Here is a 14,476-nt window from a genome sequence, read left to right as displayed (position 1 = left end):
CCCGTGCCGTTCCTTCGCTTCGTCCACCACGGCGACGCCACGACGACCCCACGTCACCACGCCGTCGCCGTCGCCGTCACGGCAGTGCCCCGGTGCCGACACGTTCCTGCCGCGCCCGCCCCTGCCGCACCGCCGCTGTCACTGCGTCCTACTGCTCCGGCACTGCCCTCTCCAAGGCCACCGGCACCACACTGCGGAGCCGGGCACACCGTGGGCAGCGGAGCAGCCGGCCGGGGCCGAGCCGCTCGGCCCGCTGCATCGGGAACGAAGCGGTGCTGAACACGTGCCCCTCGGCACAACGGACGACGGTGCGCTCCATCAAGTCCCAGAGTCCCTTCCCCATGAGCCGCGTCAGGCTGATTCCCTGACGCCGAAAGCCACATTACGGGATGAAAGAGACGGCTCTCCAGGCGGCACTCCGGCCCCACCCGGGCTCCCTCCGTCACCCCACCGTACGCCCCAACTCCGGCTCCCCGCAGCCTCGTCCGCCCCCCCGAAACGCAAGCGGACCCCGCGGCTTCGACGCCGGGGGCCGGGCATGAGGTACAGTGAGCGAGCATTCGGCACCGGCCCAGCCGGCGTCTTACGCGGGTGTAGTTTAGTGGTAGAACATCAGCTTCCCAAGCTGAGAGTGCGAGTTCGATTCTCGTCACCCGCTCCATGGATAAGGCCCAGGTCACAGACCCGGGCCTTTTTGCTACCCACCGTGCTCACTCGCCGCGTGCCAGATCCGTGCCAGAACGATGATCGCCTGGATCACCGGTGTCTTCCGCTGCCACAGCAGCTTCCTGTACTTCCCGGCGTGCCCGGCGGACGGTCGCGTCGAGTCCGGCAGCAACTTCCTGCTGTCGCTCGTCGTCGGAGTGTTGATAGATCAGCGCCGCCCTCTCCGAGGACTGGCCAGCCCGCACCATCGTGTCCTTGAGCGTCGCGCCGGAGCGCGTGGACAGGGTGTGACCGGTGTGGCGGAGATCGTAGAACCGAAAGCCCTCAGGCATGCCGACCAAGGCCCGCGCCTTTCTCCACTTCGTGCCGAAGGTGCTGCGCCGGAAGGGAGCTCCCTTCTCCCCGACGAAGATCAGACCGTCGGGCCCCTCCTCGGCATACGACTCCAGGTGCCAGCGCAGCTCACGCCGGAGGAACTCGGGAAGAACGACCGTCCGAGTACCGGCCTCCGACTTGGTGTCGCCCTGCACGCGGCGCCCGTTCATCCGCTCCGGCTCGGCGAGGCGAACGCGAATGCGCAGGGCGTCGAGGTCGACGTCTCGGCGACGGAGGCCGGCCAGCTCTTCCGGCCGCATCGGGCCGTAGGCGCCGAGGTAGACCATGAGGCGCCACCGCATCCCGACGGCATTGGCGAGAGCGTCGACCTGGGAGACGGTCGCAATGGGCCGCTCGACGGCCTTCTCCTTGCCGCCGCCCTTGATCCGACACGGGTTCCGCTGGATCAGCTCGTCGTCGACGGCCGTTTCCATGATGGCTTTGAGGAGCCGGTACGCCTTGGCGGTGATCGTCTTGGCGCCGGTGGCCCGCAGCCGCTCGGTGCGCCACTCGCGGACGCGAGGTGCGGTGATCTCGTCCAAGTCCGACTCGGAGAAGGAGAGGAGATGCTTGTCGAGGAGGTACCGGTAAAGATCGCGGGTCAGAGGCGCGAGTTCCCGCTCCTCGATCCACTTGTCCGCGTAGGCGCGGAAGCTCACCGCTCCCGCCTCGGGGTCACGCCACTCCCCCCGGCGAATCTCGGTCTGCTTCTCGGCAAGCCAGTCGTCCGCGTCCGCCGTCGTCTCGAAGGTGAACGGCGCCGGGCGCATCACCCCGTCGGGCCCCGGATAACGAGCCTGATAGCGACCGGACTTGAGACGCCGAATCGCACCGAACCGGCGCCGCCTGCCCTTGCTGTTGGCCATCAGGCAACCCTCCCGTAGCGGGGGCGAGACCGCCTCAGCGGCTGCACGGTGCGGGCCCGGATGAACTCTTCGACCGCGCTCTCCGGGATACGCACATGTCGGCCGACCTTCACGTATCGAATGCGGCGCTCCTCGATCAGCCGCCGCGGGAAGCGGACCGAGGTACCGAGCAGCTCGGCCACCTGGTCGACGGAGAGATGGCGCTCGCTCATGCGGGTACTCCCTCGTCTGGATCTGAGGTCTTGGGTCGGGCAGTGGCAAACCAGGACTCAGCGGCGGTCAGACCGGTGCCGGCGAAGCGCCAGTGCGAGAGGACGAGGACGGTGTCCGGGTCGGGCAGCGGGTGGCCCGCCTCGGCGGCGCGTTCGCGGGTCTGTGCTTCGTTGTGGTCGGCGCGTTCCTGGCGGAGGGCGCCGAGGGTGACGGAGTAGGCGCGGGACTTGGTGGAGAAGTGGCCGCGGAAGCCGAGCATGTGGGCCCACTTGCGCAGGCGCAGTTCTTCGAGCTCGGGGAGGCCGCCAAGGCGCCAGCAGGTGAGGATCATCTGCCGGGCGTGGTCGGTGACTTCGACGCCGATGAGGTCGGTGACGGGGTTGCGGATCGGGCGGTCGAGCGTGCCCGTCGCGCTTTCGGCGCCCTTGGTCGCGTACTTGGCGATGTAAGCGGCAACGGCGCGGCTGCTCAGGTTGGTGGGGCCGGTGAAGTCGGCGGACTGGATGGGGCGGACGTCGAGCTGTTCGCCGAAGCGGAAGGTGTGGGCACGGCCGTCCAGAACCGGGCCGGGGGTCTCGACGAGGGCGGCGGCCGAGCGGATGGCGTCGGTGAGGAGTTGGGTGGTGGCCCAGGCCGGCGGAGTGTCCTCGGCTCCGTCCGGGCCGTCGAGGCGGATCACGGCATGGAAGTGGACGGCGCCCCGTCGCTGGTACTCGGCGACCTTGGCGTACGACACCTTGAGGCAGTCGCGCAGCTCCGAGCGGCCGATGCCCGCGCGGGACGCGAGCTGCTGACGCAGATAGGTGACGAAGCGGGCCCACAAGGCACCGGCGTGGGCGTTCCACAGGACGGCGGCGCGGTAGTCGTAGCGGTCCACGTTCAGCGGGGTGCCGAGTTCGGCGTCTCCGTCCGCGTGCAGACGCCCGCAGCGGCAGCGGCCGCCACCGGGCCTGTTGTGGACGGGGCCGAAGGACGGTGCGGTGAAGGTGGCAAAGACGCGGGGGTGTTCGGTGACCGCGGGACCGATGCCCTTGCCGCCGCTCAGGCCGGCTGTGACGAGATGGAAGGTGTCCTTGCGGTAGACCTCGGCACAGGCGGCACAGCGGGTTGCGCGGCGGTTGTTGCAGCGGATGAGGAGTTGCCCGGCGGGAAGGTCGCGGTCGGCGATCTCCCGGACGATTTCGCCGGTGGCGGCGAGGACGTCCAGGCGGTGACCCTCCATCCGTACGGGTCGCTCGCAGCCGCCGAGTCGTTGGATCTGGTGCGCGTAGGTGCTGAGGTTGCCGTGTTGGGCGAGGGCCGCCAATTGGCGGACGGCTCCGGTCGGAGCCTCGGGGCGCATGTGCGGGTTCCTCCTTGAGGGAACGATTTCGAGACGGCGCCTGGCTTGTCCAGGGGGCTAGACACCATGGGCAAGCCAGTGCGCGAACGAAGTGAGGTCAGCGACGGTCGCTCTTGAGGATCGAGCGGACGGTGACCGCGCAGACGGCCACGGAGGCGGCGGTGATCGCGACGGCAAGGAGCATGGAGACCAAAACGGCCCCCACGACCAGGACGACGGCGGAGCCGCCCGCCACGAGGGTCAGCGCGCTTCCCGGGGTGAGCTGCACGGCAGGGCGGTTCGAAGCCACCCCTGTGGGAGCAGGCGCCGCACCGCGCTGGAGGGGAACTGGGCTGTGGACCGTAGAAGGCGGCGCGGCAGGTACCGGGGTGGTGTCCATGGGCGGGTACTTGGGCTTGAACATGGAGCGGACTCCCTTCCGTGCGGGCGCTACTTGAGGACGGGATCGATGGCGGGGGCCATGAAGCTCCCGGCGGCGAGGTAGCCGCCGAGGAGGAGCACGACGACGAGCCACCACGGCGGGCGGGCGAGCCGAACCCCGAGGGCCCCGACGGCGAGGAGGGCGAGCCAGAGCGGGACGTGCATGTCTGTCGTCTCCTGTCAGGCGCGGCAGCGGTGGATGCGAGCGGCGAGTTCGGCGGCGGCGCGGCTGTCGTACTCGGCGGAGAAGTCGCAGCGCGGGGCGGTGCAGGCGGCGACGTGTCGCGTACGGCCCCGGGAGAGGTACGAGGCGACCTGTACGGGGCCAATGCGGCGGACGTCGCGGAAGCGGGGGTTCACAACAGGGGTTCCTCTCCGGTGAAGTCGTGAGCGTGGTCGGCGAGCCACTGGCGGATCTCGGCGTGTTCCTCGTCGGTGGCCTGGTTGATTACCGCTTCTCCGAGGGCGAAGGCGTCGGCCAGACAGTTCTTGCGGGTCAGTTCGGCGGCGTGCTCCAGCGCGGAGCGGAGGGCCGGACGCATGACGGGTGTCTCCCTGGTCAGAGGTGCGCGGCGACGGCTGGCGTCATGGACGCGGGCAGACCGAGCCGGGCACGGACGGTGTCGGGGTCGGCGGGTTCGCCGGTACTGGAGTGGAGCTCTCGGGCGAGCGCTTGGGCACGGTCGACGAGGGCGGGCGGGAGGTGGACGGTCGAGGCGGGCACCGGTGCCGGGCCCGAATCGGCCGCGGGTTCCAGGGCCGGGATGGGGTTGGGCTCTGCCGTGCCGCTGACTGTCGGTTCGACGATCGCGGGAGTGGGGACGAGCGGCATCGACTCCCCCACCTCGGACCCGGTCGACGCACTACGGTCGGCGCCGTCCGAGGTGCGGGGCGTGTGGGCCAGCAGCGTGCCGCCGAAGAAGGCCACGGCCGGCCAGCCCGCGACGACCACGCGGAGCAGGGCGGGAACGTGGTCCAGGTCGAGGAGTCCGGCGGTGGCGATGTTCGCGCCGAGGGACGCCGCAAGGGCGACGAGGAACCACAGCCGAGGTCCACCGGCCGGGAGCCCGGCACGTTGCTGTTCGCGCATCCGTCGCCAGGCAGCGACGAGAAGCAGGTCGACGGAGACGGGGTAGGCCCACGCCTTCCAGCCGCCCTGTCCGGCCGCCTCGGCCAGGTCGTGCAGGTGGGAGAAGGACAGGGCGCCCGCGATGACGGCTTGGATGATCACGGCGTCCACACGGGCCAGGAAGGCACGCATCGGCACGGACTCCTTCCGGTTCGAGGCATGGGAGGGGTAGGGACACGGCGCGAGGCGGTCACGCCGACCGGGGGATGCGGTGCCGCTACTCGGTCACCGGGCGCGAGGCGGTCGCGGCGGCGGTGGAGGGCGTGGGCTTCTCCACGGCCTCCGGAGCGACGGCCGGCCGGAAGGCGGCAAGGCGAGGCAGGTCCGGGACCAGGTCCGCAGTGGCGCGGCAGACGGCCGCGGCGTCATCCAGGGTGAGGTGCGGCGAGCGGGCGCGGGACCAGCCGCCCGAGGAGTCCCCGACGACGGCCACACCGGGACGGTTTGCGGGAATGCCGGTCGCGGCGAGCGCGGCTTCCGGGGAGATGTCGGCCAGGGCCATGTTGGCGGAGGACTCGTCGTTGACGCGGTGGCAGACGCGGCCGGTGAGCTGGGCCCGCAGCATGGTGGCGCCCTTGCCGAGTTCGGAGCCGAAGCGCTGTCCGCACACTTCCAGGTAGATGCCCGCGGCGCGGCCGAGCTGGGCGATGCGGATCAGCTTGGTGACCATGGCGTCCCGGCGCTTCTCGTCATCGCGGCTCGCGGCGAGGAAGAGTTCCGCAACCTCGTCGACGACGACCACGATCGGCACGGGCCGGACCGCGTCGGGCAGTCCCCACACGTCGGAGGTGAGCACGGCGTCCGGGCCCGCTCCCGAGGTGAGGCCGATCAGCCGGAACCGCTCCTCCATCTCCTCCAGGAGGACGTCCAGGAGTTCGTTCGCGCGGTCCGAGGTATCGGCGAGCGCGGACAACCGGGGCGCGAACGGTGCCAGTTCGACGCCCCACTTGCAGTCGATGCCGACGAGGACGACCCGTTGCCGGGCCAGGCCGCACAGCAGGTTGCGCAGGTAGACGGACTTGCCGGACTGAGTGGCGCCGAGGATCAGTTCGTGCGGCACGGTCCGGAAGTCTCGTACGTGCCAACTCCCGTCGTCCCGCAGGGCGAGAGGAAGAGTCAGCGGTCCACCGGAGAGCCGGCGCCGGGCGGGACGGACGTTGGCGAGTACGTCCCAGCCGATGAGCCGCAGTTCGAGGCGTCCCGGCTTGGTCGGACGGATGTGGACGGCGTGGGCCGCCCAGGCGTGGCGCAACCGGTCGGCGGAGGCGGCGAAGTCCTCCGGCGCCTGCCCGGTCGCCATGCGCAGCCGCATCACGAGCCCTGAGCCGGTGGGCAGGGGAAGCGACCGGCGCGGCGGTACGGGGGACGCCTCCCGCCCCATCATCCGGGCCGTCGCCCGCCGTACGGCCGAGGCCGGGACGGTCAGGCCGCACGCGTCCATCGTGGCGCGATAGGTGGCGAGCACGCGCAGCGCGACGACCGGATAGCCGATGAGCCACCAGAAGACGACCGGCAAGCGGTGCCGCAGCACCTGCAGGATCACGGCCAGGGCCACCAGCCCTAAGAGCAGCGTCCACACGGAGTCGGTCATGGCGTTCAGCCCTGCACCGGGGCGGGGACGTTGGCCATGACGGCATCGGCCCGGTAGGCGATCCCGTGCCGGGCCCGGCCGCCGAACTCGCTCTCCCACGGCCGTGCGACCAGGCCGGAAAGGATCACCGGCGTACCCATGACCAGGCCCTCGCCGACACCCTTGGCCGGCACGGTCACCTTGACCATGTCCGAGCCGCCCTGGGCGATGAACACCACCTCCAGCACCATCAGCCGGTCGTTGGTCACCGGGTCCACGGCGATCTCGCCCGTCTGCCGGTCCTTCACCTTCACCTCGGGCAGCTTGGTGACGAGGAGCGTCGCGGCCGAAGTGTCCACGGGGATGACACGCATTCTGTTGACCTCACTGAGTCGGTGGCGCCGTTTCCGGCACCATCCCGGTTGGATACCCCCCTAGACAGCACAAGGAGGGAGCCGCCTCAACTGTCTAGGGGGGTTGACGACAACAGTAAGCCGACGACCCGTCAACTGTCTAGGGGGGTACACAAAAGGCTGTGGCGAGTCGCAGCAACTACGGCAGAACCCAGTGGAGCACCGTGGCGTCGTCACGGGCCTTGCCCCGCGGCCAGCGCCGGCCAGCAGGGTCGTCGGCTTCCGCGTCGCGCACCTGGCGGATCACCTCGGCAGGACCGGAGGCGACAACGAGCGCGAACAGCTCATCCCAGGTGGCGAGTTCGAACCGGTCAACGAGGCGGGTGGCCCCGTCGCTCATCAGCACCACAGACGCCAACGAGTCCAGCGGGACGGAACCGGTGAGCGCATGCCGAGCCGCTTCCGGGTCGGGCCCCGCGATCCAGAAGCCCTCGGGCCGGTTGCGCAGCCCGGTCAGGGCACTCCTGTACTCGGCCAGCGCGGAGGCGTGTTCGGGCGAACCGGTGGGCAACGCATCGACGGGACCGCGCAGCCGCTTGCCCACCTCGTCCAACCGTCGATCCGTGACGACGTCGACCATGCCGTCACGGCTGGCCAGGAGGAGCGCCGAGTCTCCCAGGACGACGTATTCCAGAGCGCCCGCCCGGACCCTTACTGCAACGACAGTGCTGGTTGGGCTGGCCGGGTGGCACAGGTCGCAGTCACCCTCATGCAGGGAACGGACGGTGCGGATCGCATGCCCCAGACACTCGGCCAACGAAAGGCCCGGCTGAGCGACGAGCGTGCCGAGCAGGACCCCGCCCAGTGTCGATGAGAACCAGGCAACACCGTGCTCGCAGCCAGTCCGGCCCCCGGCCACCCCCGCGCCGTCGAGGAGGACCGCGCCCCCAGGAAAGGCAGCGGCGAAATCCTCGTTCGGCGCGTCGGGCGTCGCGGGGAGCGAGACCAGCGCGATCGTCACGCCGCCGACTCCCCGTCGTGACGGTAGAGCGGGCAGAGCAGTTCAACGCTGCAGGGTTCGCCGGTCTCGGGGTCGTACTCGACTCCCACGAGAGTGGAGAAGCGCTGTTCACCGACCTGTCCCCACAGGCTGTTCAGGTCGGAGGAGAGCAACTGGACGACGCCGAGGGAGCCTTGCGTGTGGATTCCGGCGATGGCCAGCAGTGAGCCCGCTCCGTCTGGCCGGCGCAGCCTGCCGAGATAGCCGACGTCGTAAGGACGGGCCGGATCGCTGTCCTGACCGGACCGGTACACGGTGCCCGTGCGCCCGTCGACAACGGTCCACGGCCCGTCGTCCGCCTGCTTCCAGCTCAGCACCGGGTCCTGGCTGTAGGTGTCCCACATCTGCTGGGACATCCGGGGTCCGCAGACCACGACCAGGCCGTCACGGTTGAGGTCAATGTCACCGCTCACCGAAACGTGTTCGGAGAGCACGTCGAGCCCGTACGACCGCGCCAGATCCTCCAGCCGCTTACCCGAGCTGACGTCGTCGACGGCCACCACCGTGCGCCCGCGTTCATCGTCGCGCCGCAGAGGAGTAGCCACGGTGACGGCACCCCTCCCGAGGAAGGCACCTTCAGGGGCCGGTCCCGTATGCCGGATCTGATGGATGCGCCCGCGGCTCAGGCCGGCCTTTGCCGCGATCTGCGCGTATGACAGCCCCTGCGCATGCAGGTCCTGCACCACGCGCCGGCGCAGCCGGGCGAGTTCCGTAACTTCCTGCTGAGCGTCGGCCAACCTGGTCGTGACCTCACGCAGCAGCAAGTACGGATCATCGATGGCCGCGATCCGTTGCAACTCGTCCGACATGCCCACACCTCCTAGACGCACCCAGGAGTCTAGGGCCCTAGACGATTCGGGCGGGAGACGTCGACCCGTACGAACATCAACCACATAGAAACCGGACCGATAACCAGGGACCCCCCGAGGGCTCACCCCCCGCCGCCCACGGGGGATGCAGCGCGGCCGGCCGGAGCGACGGGCATCACGCGCCGGCTCGCGCGAGCTCGGCCCAGACGGACCGACCATGCGTCTGTTCCTTCACTCCCCAGTCCTTGGCGCAGGTCGCCATCAGCAACAGCCCACGCCCGCTCTCCTCCTCCCAGTCACTGGCGGCGAGCAGCTGCGGCCTGTCATAGCCTCCCTCGTCGATCACCTCGATGCGCACCCGGTCGTCGTCGAGCACGACGATCACGAGAAACCAGCCACCCTTACGACCGCTCCGGGAGTGCCGGACGGCATTGGACGCCAGCTCACTGACGATGAGGACGGCGTTCTCCACCATGCGGGGACCCTCGGCCTCCATCAGGGCAGCGACGAAGTAACGGGCTTCAGCGACCTGTTGCGGCAGGCCAGGGAACGGACGGCACCACTTTGCAAGCAAGAGGAACACTCCTCGTCTAGAGGGCTAGACAGCACACAGGCAGAGTATTCCTAGGCGAGCCAAGCCTCTAGGCATTCAGAGGAATTATTCCTCTACGGAGTGACGTCCTCGGGCAGGACTCGCAGATCACCCATGATCCGCATCAGCAGTTCCCGCGCCTCATCACCGAAGACGGCCGCACCCTCGAACTGGGCGAACGTCTCCTCGTACGACGCGAGCACATCCGGATCCTTCTCCGCCCGCTCGTCCCGGAAGGTCTCCACGACCACCGTCTCCCGGTCGCACAAGGTGAAGCCATGCCGGGGCATGACCGGCACCGGACGGTCCCAGGGGATCACGCCGAACCGCACAGTGGTCAAGCTCTCCACCGCGAGCAGCCGATCGAGTTGAGCAAGCATCAGCACAGGACTGCCGGGCCACGTTCGCAGCACGCCCTCGGTCACCACGAAGACGGACTCTCGGCCGGGCTCGTACAAGACACTCTGCCGCTCCACCCGAGCCGCAACAGCCTTGCCCACCTCGGCCGGCTCCGCACCGGGCGTGCTCGCGAAGACGTGCCGGGCGTACTCCGCACTCTGGAGCATGGCCGGCAGGACAACGCACTGGAATGAGCGAACGAGCCGGGCCCCGCGCACGGCCAGGTCGACAACGGCGTCTGCGGAAACGCCCGAGCCCGACAGGGTCTCGTTCACGCCCGCGGAAGGAGCCGACTCGACTTCGGCGAGGACTGCACGCAGCTCCGCGACAGCAGCAGCATCCAGGCCGAGAGCTCCGGACAGGCGGTCGAGGACGTCACGGCTGGGAACCATCCGCCCGTTCTCCACCTTGGATACCGTCGGCTGCCCCACCCCAGCCCGCTGCGCCAACACGGCACCCGTCAGGCCGACATCTACACGCAGAGCCCGAAGACGTGCCCCCAGCGCCCGCATTCGTTCCTGCCGCTCACTCCCCATACCCAGCGTTCTACACCAACGCATCGGCAAGCACCCAGATCAGAAAGCACTCTGCCCTACGCGAGCACAAACCCCAAGTGCGGGAGACGCCGTCCGATTCATGCGGATCAACCGAGGCCCTACCAGCCCATGTCCTTGGCGACCTCCGCTTGCGCAGCAGAGACCTCCTGAGCCGTGCACGCCGTGACATCGACGTCAGCCGCCCACTCAAAGCGGCTCAGAAGATCCGCCAACGCCTGCTTCTGCGCGGGGTGCGTGATAGGCACCGCGTCCAGATCGGTGCTCATCAGCCAGTCATACAGCACGACGGCATCCGCGTGCCACAGCCTGACATTTACCGTCGGTACGGATTCCCGCGAGTCATCAGCTTCCACAGAGGACATCGTGCCAGCTCAGGCGCTCGGCCCTGGATGGCTCCGGCTGGCCAACCTGCGATAGCGCCCGCCCCAGGACAGGCCCTGCGAGCACGACGTGATTCAAATTTTCTCTACTGGTTCAAGGCCCGGCTGCGCTCCGCTCCGCCGGGCGGGCTACTCGGCTCCGCTGCGGGCGACGCTCCTGCCTTCGGCCCGCTCTGCCCGCGCTGCGCCGACGCCCGCTACAGATGGATAAGGCCTGCGACCAGGAGCCGATCACCGCTGACTCAGCGGCCACAGACGGTGCCTCCGGCGGGGGATCGGCCGGCACCGGGATGGAGGGGGCGCCGTTCCCGGCCGCGGGCGCATCACGGCGAGCGTGGTGGGCTCCCATCCCGTCCACCGTCGACCCAGGCAGAGCCGAGCAGACGTGGCTCATGGCGTCCAGGTCGTTCGTACAGTGGCGCGCTCCACCTGGACGCCATGAGCCACGCCCGCTCCACGGTGTGTGGGTCGACGGCGGACGGGATGGGAGCTGGGGAGGGTGGTGGGTTGAGGAACAGCCCCGCAGCCTGGAGGTAATAGTTCCAAGCTTGTGGCGCGATGGGGAGATTGGCGTGTCCAATGGGGAGGCGAACTGCCGCGGCCAAGGCAGTCCGAACTGGGGAGGCGTAGTGGCGGTGGATGGGGGTCGGGTCGCGGCGTACGGATTCCAGTACCAGTACCTGCGAACACTGGAGCATCTCGTTGGACTTCTGGGACAGGCCGAGTCTGCGGGTGTTCGGGTAGAAGGATCGCCGCTCAGCGAAACCGCGACTGACAAGGTTGACTTCGACGTAGTCGATCATAATGGAGACGTCCTCCTCGTTACACAGGTCAAGAGCAGGGTGGCTGGCGGAAGTCTGGGCGGTACGGCTGCACTCGGAATCCTCCTGGATATGATCAGAGGTGAACCGAATCATCCGGCATATTCTCTCCTGACTAATGGGAGGCCGGATGAAAAGAGCAGCAGGCTACAACAGATCCTGATTTCTGCTTCTGATACGCGAGAGCTTCGTGCGCAACTAGATGACCTGTGTCGTGAAGCGCCACAGCGCCGGAGTCAAATAGCCGCACTGAGCGAGGAAGAGTTAGCTCGGTTGCGACGGTGCAGAGTTGATTACGACTCCCGAGACGATGAAGATATTCGGGAGGAGCTGCGCAATGCATTGCGTAATATTCGCAACAGCACTCGCCTCGGTCTCGGAGAAGAATCCGCTGGATTGCTCGTCGGATATTTGATATCGGAGGTTTTTGGTCGTGCGGCCGACCTCTCTGGAGAGAGGGCTAATTTTTCAGTCGCAGAATTGCGCAGATTGGCGCTTGTCGACGGAGAGACGCTAGCTCGAACGGTCGGTTCTCTCGACTGGGGAGTCGTGGTGGGCCCGCTGCCGAGGATCCCTGATGTTCCCCGTCCTCAAGTAGTTAACTCAATCATGGACGCCTTCCCGCGAACGCCTAATCGCGCGACGCGTTTTGTTAACCTGGTTGGCCCCTCCGGTATCGGGAAATCGAGTTCAGCAGCGCTCTACATTTCCGCATGCGCCGATCAATACGACGTGATCGCCTGGATTAACTGCGAAACAGCAAACTCTCTATATTCAGACTTTCGCCAAGCGCTTCAGGCGCTTGATCCCTCGAAACAGGGCGGGAAATTTGCTTCACCCGAGGAACTTCGACGTGATATTCAGCTAACACTTGGCCGCTTCCCTGGCCGCTGGCTACTCATCTTGGACAACGCTCTCTCCGTGCGAGAGGTTGAGCCGTGGGTACCAAAGGTGAGTCGTGGCGATGTCATCATGACAACGATTAACTCGGCGGCACCTGCCGGTAACGCTCACGTCGTTACTGTATCTATCCTGGAACGGGGGCAGTCAGTTGAACTTCTTCGCCGGCGACTGCAGCTCGCGGAGGGCGAGTCCACCCAATGGAGACCTGCCCTAAAACGAATGGCGGAAGAACTCGGCGACTGGCCTTTGGCTCTTGAGTTGGGGGCTGGCTACCTAGTTGGATGTGGCTACGGAATCGAAAGTTCGGACGTCTATATTGACGCCCTGAGGACTCGCGCGATTTCTGATCATTATTCAATTCCGGCCGGTTACCCTCGAACGTTGGCTGCAGCGCTTAATATGTGCATAGATAAGCTCGAAAAGCGAATCGAAGATGCCACAGGTAGCACTCCGGATCCTGCGGCAGTGGCAACCCACATTCTGATCATGTCGGCCTTCTTGGGGTCACACCAGATTCCGGCGCACCTTCTTCTCGCGACGGCATTATCGAATCCGGAAGAAGAAGAAAAGCATTCGGGCCCTCTAATAGTTTCGCCTGCTATTATCCGGCTTGGGGAAGTTCTCCGGGAGCTTTTTCACTTCTCGCTCGCCAAGAATGACCTACCACTCCCTACCTCTAGAGATGGTGAATTCCCCGAGGCGACGCGAACGATAACTGTGAACTCAGTCGCTCAGCAAATTATCCGAATGCGAGTCGTTAGCCATCGAGATCTTCCGAGTTTCATCGATAGACTCGTGGGGCATGTCGAACGATGGCTTCGCGCATCTTCGGAATTTGGAATGACTGAACGGGTACAGGCAATTCAATCTCATGCAGAGATGCTCCTAACTCACGCTGAAGAGGCCGGTGTCCGTAGTGAGCGTGTAGCATTGCTGTGCGGAAATCTAGCTGGGCCCTACCAGCTACTCGGTGACCCCTGCAGGGCAGAACGGTTGCTGAAGCTCGAATTGCAAATTCTCCAGGAAGTGGCTCCTGACAATGAGACGCTGATCTCGCAGACGCGCTTCATGCTTGCACATATGTACCTATACTCGAATTGCAATTCAGAACGTCCGACTATTCCCGAGCTTGAGACAACATACGACGAAACAGTCAAGCATCTCGAGTATGTTTTGTACGTCTCTCGGGGTTGGGTCGACACATATCCGAAAGCCGCAATGAAGTTTGCTGCGGATATTCGAACGATCCTTCACGATCGTCATACGAATCTCGACGGATTGACCGAACTCAATTATTTGGCAGACGCTTTTTCTGATCTAGAGTCGAGACTGCCCGAATCGAATTATTCACAGAATCTCGGTCTGATAGTGAGCTCGGAGGAGCGAATAAGGGAGGGGTATTTCGATGTGGCAGAATCAAACTGTCGAGAAGTTTTGCAAAGTGATCCCGTAGGTTGGACCAACGCTGAGGCTCGACGTCTCCTTATAGAAGCCCTAGCACGGCAGGGAAAGTGGGCTGAAGCAAGGAAGGAAGTAGAGTTCTGGAAGGCTGACCCTGCTGCGCCTAGCCTCTTCCGTGAGTCGATCCTCGATCTGATTCGCAATGTTGGTCATGCTTGCGCTGAGGCACTTATTGCGGGCGATTCTCGCGCGCTTTCAGTGATGTATGAGTTGGTTAGTTGGCCAAACCTCGACTCCTTCATGCACTTGGGCTCCGCCGAAGATCAAAGGGCAATCGATCTTCTCCGTCAAGTCTGCATTGAGATTTCATCGCAGCGATAGAGCGTGGGTTCACGCGAACGTAGGACCCCGCAAAACCCGCCAGCATGCTTGCGGACCGAAGGAAAACGGTTCTCTGACCCCTCAAGGTGAAGCCACCGTCTAAGGTGCTTCGGGACGAAGCAGTCTCCGTGCCACTGCCGTGCCACATCGTGCGGTCAGCCACGGTCAACGACGGCTCATGGCAGTGGAGATGCGCTGGTCACCTGAGTGACCGTTACAGCCAGACTGACCTGGGCGCC

16 protein-coding genes and 1 tRNA gene are annotated in these 14,476 nt (G+C 66.2%); 2 read left to right on the top strand and 15 right to left on the bottom strand.

Annotation, left to right across the window (positions count from 1 at the left end; translation table 11 throughout):
- Window positions 1–587: 587 nt before the first annotated feature.
- Window positions 588–661, top strand: a tRNA-Gly gene (locus tag ACICHK_RS21265).
- Between the two features lie 49 nt (window positions 662–710).
- Here the strand turns inward: ACICHK_RS21265 and ACICHK_RS21260 are convergent.
- The 15 genes from ACICHK_RS21260 to ACICHK_RS21190 form a co-directional block, all read right to left on the bottom strand.
- A complete protein-coding gene (locus tag ACICHK_RS21260) occupies window positions 711–1,907 on the bottom strand; it encodes a tyrosine-type recombinase/integrase (RefSeq protein ID WP_406838150.1) in 1,197 nt (398 codons plus the stop codon).
- Window positions 1,907–2,119: an excisionase family DNA-binding protein gene (locus ACICHK_RS21255; RefSeq protein ID WP_406838149.1), complete on the bottom strand. Its 213-nt coding sequence runs from the start codon at window positions 2,117–2,119 to the stop codon at window positions 1,907–1,909. Before ACICHK_RS21255 ends, ACICHK_RS21260 begins: the two co-directional genes overlap by 1 nt.
- A complete protein-coding gene (locus ACICHK_RS21250) occupies window positions 2,116–3,462 on the bottom strand; it encodes a replication initiator (protein ID WP_406838148.1) in 1,347 nt (448 codons plus the stop codon). The genes ACICHK_RS21255 and ACICHK_RS21250 overlap by 4 nt, the downstream gene beginning before the upstream one ends.
- A gap of 97 nt (window positions 3,463–3,559) precedes the next feature.
- Window positions 3,560–3,865, bottom strand: a complete 306-nt coding sequence (locus tag ACICHK_RS21245; protein WP_406838147.1) for a SpdD protein — start codon at window positions 3,863–3,865, stop codon at window positions 3,560–3,562.
- Window positions 3,866–3,891: 26 nt separating this feature from the next.
- Window positions 3,892–4,047: a hypothetical protein gene (locus ACICHK_RS21240; protein ID WP_406838146.1), complete on the bottom strand. Its 156-nt coding sequence runs from the start codon at window positions 4,045–4,047 to the stop codon at window positions 3,892–3,894.
- Window positions 4,048–4,062: 15 nt separating this feature from the next.
- Window positions 4,063–4,242, bottom strand: a complete 180-nt coding sequence (locus ACICHK_RS21235) for a mobile element transfer protein (protein ID WP_386597879.1) — start codon at window positions 4,240–4,242, stop codon at window positions 4,063–4,065.
- Window positions 4,239–4,424, bottom strand: coding sequence for a hypothetical protein (locus tag ACICHK_RS21230; RefSeq protein WP_406838145.1), 186 nt, complete (start codon window positions 4,422–4,424; stop codon window positions 4,239–4,241). The genes ACICHK_RS21235 and ACICHK_RS21230 overlap by 4 nt, the downstream gene beginning before the upstream one ends.
- Window positions 4,425–4,441: 17 nt before the next feature.
- Window positions 4,442–5,143, bottom strand: a complete 702-nt coding sequence (locus tag ACICHK_RS21225; RefSeq protein ID WP_406838144.1) for a DUF2637 domain-containing protein — start codon at window positions 5,141–5,143, stop codon at window positions 4,442–4,444.
- Between the two features lie 85 nt (window positions 5,144–5,228).
- Window positions 5,229–6,602, bottom strand: a complete 1,374-nt coding sequence (locus ACICHK_RS21220) for an FtsK/SpoIIIE domain-containing protein (protein ID WP_406838143.1) — start codon at window positions 6,600–6,602, stop codon at window positions 5,229–5,231.
- Window positions 6,603–6,607: 5 nt separating this feature from the next.
- Window positions 6,608–6,955: a hypothetical protein gene (locus ACICHK_RS21215; RefSeq protein ID WP_406838142.1), complete on the bottom strand. Its 348-nt coding sequence runs from the start codon at window positions 6,953–6,955 to the stop codon at window positions 6,608–6,610.
- A 178-nt stretch (window positions 6,956–7,133) separates the two neighbouring features.
- The gene (locus tag ACICHK_RS21210) at window positions 7,134–7,955 is read right to left on the bottom strand and encodes a protein phosphatase 2C domain-containing protein (protein WP_406838141.1); all 822 of its coding nucleotides are present in this window, start codon (window positions 7,953–7,955) and stop codon (window positions 7,134–7,136) included.
- Window positions 7,952–8,803 (bottom strand): sigma-70 family RNA polymerase sigma factor, encoded by an 852-nt coding sequence (locus ACICHK_RS21205; protein WP_406838140.1) that lies wholly within the window; start codon window positions 8,801–8,803, stop codon window positions 7,952–7,954. The genes ACICHK_RS21210 and ACICHK_RS21205 overlap by 4 nt, the downstream gene beginning before the upstream one ends.
- 175 nt (window positions 8,804–8,978) lie before the next feature.
- A complete protein-coding gene (locus ACICHK_RS21200; RefSeq protein WP_406838139.1) occupies window positions 8,979–9,377 on the bottom strand; it encodes an ATP-binding protein in 399 nt (132 codons plus the stop codon).
- A gap of 92 nt (window positions 9,378–9,469) precedes the next feature.
- On the bottom strand, window positions 9,470–10,330 hold the full coding sequence (locus tag ACICHK_RS21195) for a helix-turn-helix domain-containing protein (protein WP_406838138.1): 861 nt from the start codon (window positions 10,328–10,330) through the stop codon (window positions 9,470–9,472).
- Window positions 10,331–10,449: 119 nt separating this feature from the next.
- Window positions 10,450–10,704 carry a hypothetical protein gene (locus ACICHK_RS21190; protein ID WP_406838137.1) on the bottom strand — a complete coding sequence of 85 codons (255 nt, stop codon included), beginning with the start codon at window positions 10,702–10,704 and terminating at the stop codon, window positions 10,450–10,452.
- A 599-nt stretch (window positions 10,705–11,303) separates the two neighbouring features.
- Between ACICHK_RS21190 and ACICHK_RS21185 the strand changes: the two genes are divergently transcribed.
- Window positions 11,304–14,237 (top strand): NB-ARC domain-containing protein, encoded by a 2,934-nt coding sequence (locus tag ACICHK_RS21185; RefSeq protein ID WP_406838136.1) that lies wholly within the window; start codon window positions 11,304–11,306, stop codon window positions 14,235–14,237.
- Window positions 14,238–14,476 lie beyond the last annotated feature (239 nt).

It is taken from the genome of Streptomyces sp. AHU1 (genome assembly GCF_045343905.1).
Lineage (GTDB): Bacteria > Actinomycetota > Actinomycetes > Streptomycetales > Streptomycetaceae > Streptomyces > Streptomyces triticiradicis.
The sequence above is the reverse complement of the archived record's forward strand: the minus strand, read 5'-3'. Positions and strand labels throughout refer to the sequence as shown.

Coding starts and splice junctions, on each gene's coding strand:
- ACICHK_RS21220 (WP_406838143.1), bottom strand. CDS start 6,602: ATGACCGACTCCGTGTGGACGCTGCTCTTAGGGCTGGTGGCCCTGGCC.
- ACICHK_RS21230 (WP_406838145.1), bottom strand. CDS start 4,424: ATGCGTCCGGCCCTCCGCTCCGCGCTGGAGCACGCCGCCGAACTGACC.
- ACICHK_RS21205 (WP_406838140.1), bottom strand. CDS start 8,803: ATGTCGGACGAGTTGCAACGGATCGCGGCCATCGATGATCCGTACTTG.
- ACICHK_RS21260 (WP_406838150.1), bottom strand. CDS start 1,907: ATGGCCAACAGCAAGGGCAGGCGGCGCCGGTTCGGTGCGATTCGGCGT.
- ACICHK_RS21245 (WP_406838147.1), bottom strand. CDS start 3,865: ATGTTCAAGCCCAAGTACCCGCCCATGGACACCACCCCGGTACCTGCC.
- ACICHK_RS21250 (WP_406838148.1), bottom strand. CDS start 3,462: ATGCGCCCCGAGGCTCCGACCGGAGCCGTCCGCCAATTGGCGGCCCTC.
- ACICHK_RS21215 (WP_406838142.1), bottom strand. CDS start 6,955: ATGCGTGTCATCCCCGTGGACACTTCGGCCGCGACGCTCCTCGTCACC.
- ACICHK_RS21225 (WP_406838144.1), bottom strand. CDS start 5,143: ATGCGTGCCTTCCTGGCCCGTGTGGACGCCGTGATCATCCAAGCCGTC.
- ACICHK_RS21240 (WP_406838146.1), bottom strand. CDS start 4,047: ATGCACGTCCCGCTCTGGCTCGCCCTCCTCGCCGTCGGGGCCCTCGGG.
- ACICHK_RS21195 (WP_406838138.1), bottom strand. CDS start 10,330: ATGGGGAGTGAGCGGCAGGAACGAATGCGGGCGCTGGGGGCACGTCTT.
- ACICHK_RS21255 (WP_406838149.1), bottom strand. CDS start 2,119: ATGAGCGAGCGCCATCTCTCCGTCGACCAGGTGGCCGAGCTGCTCGGT.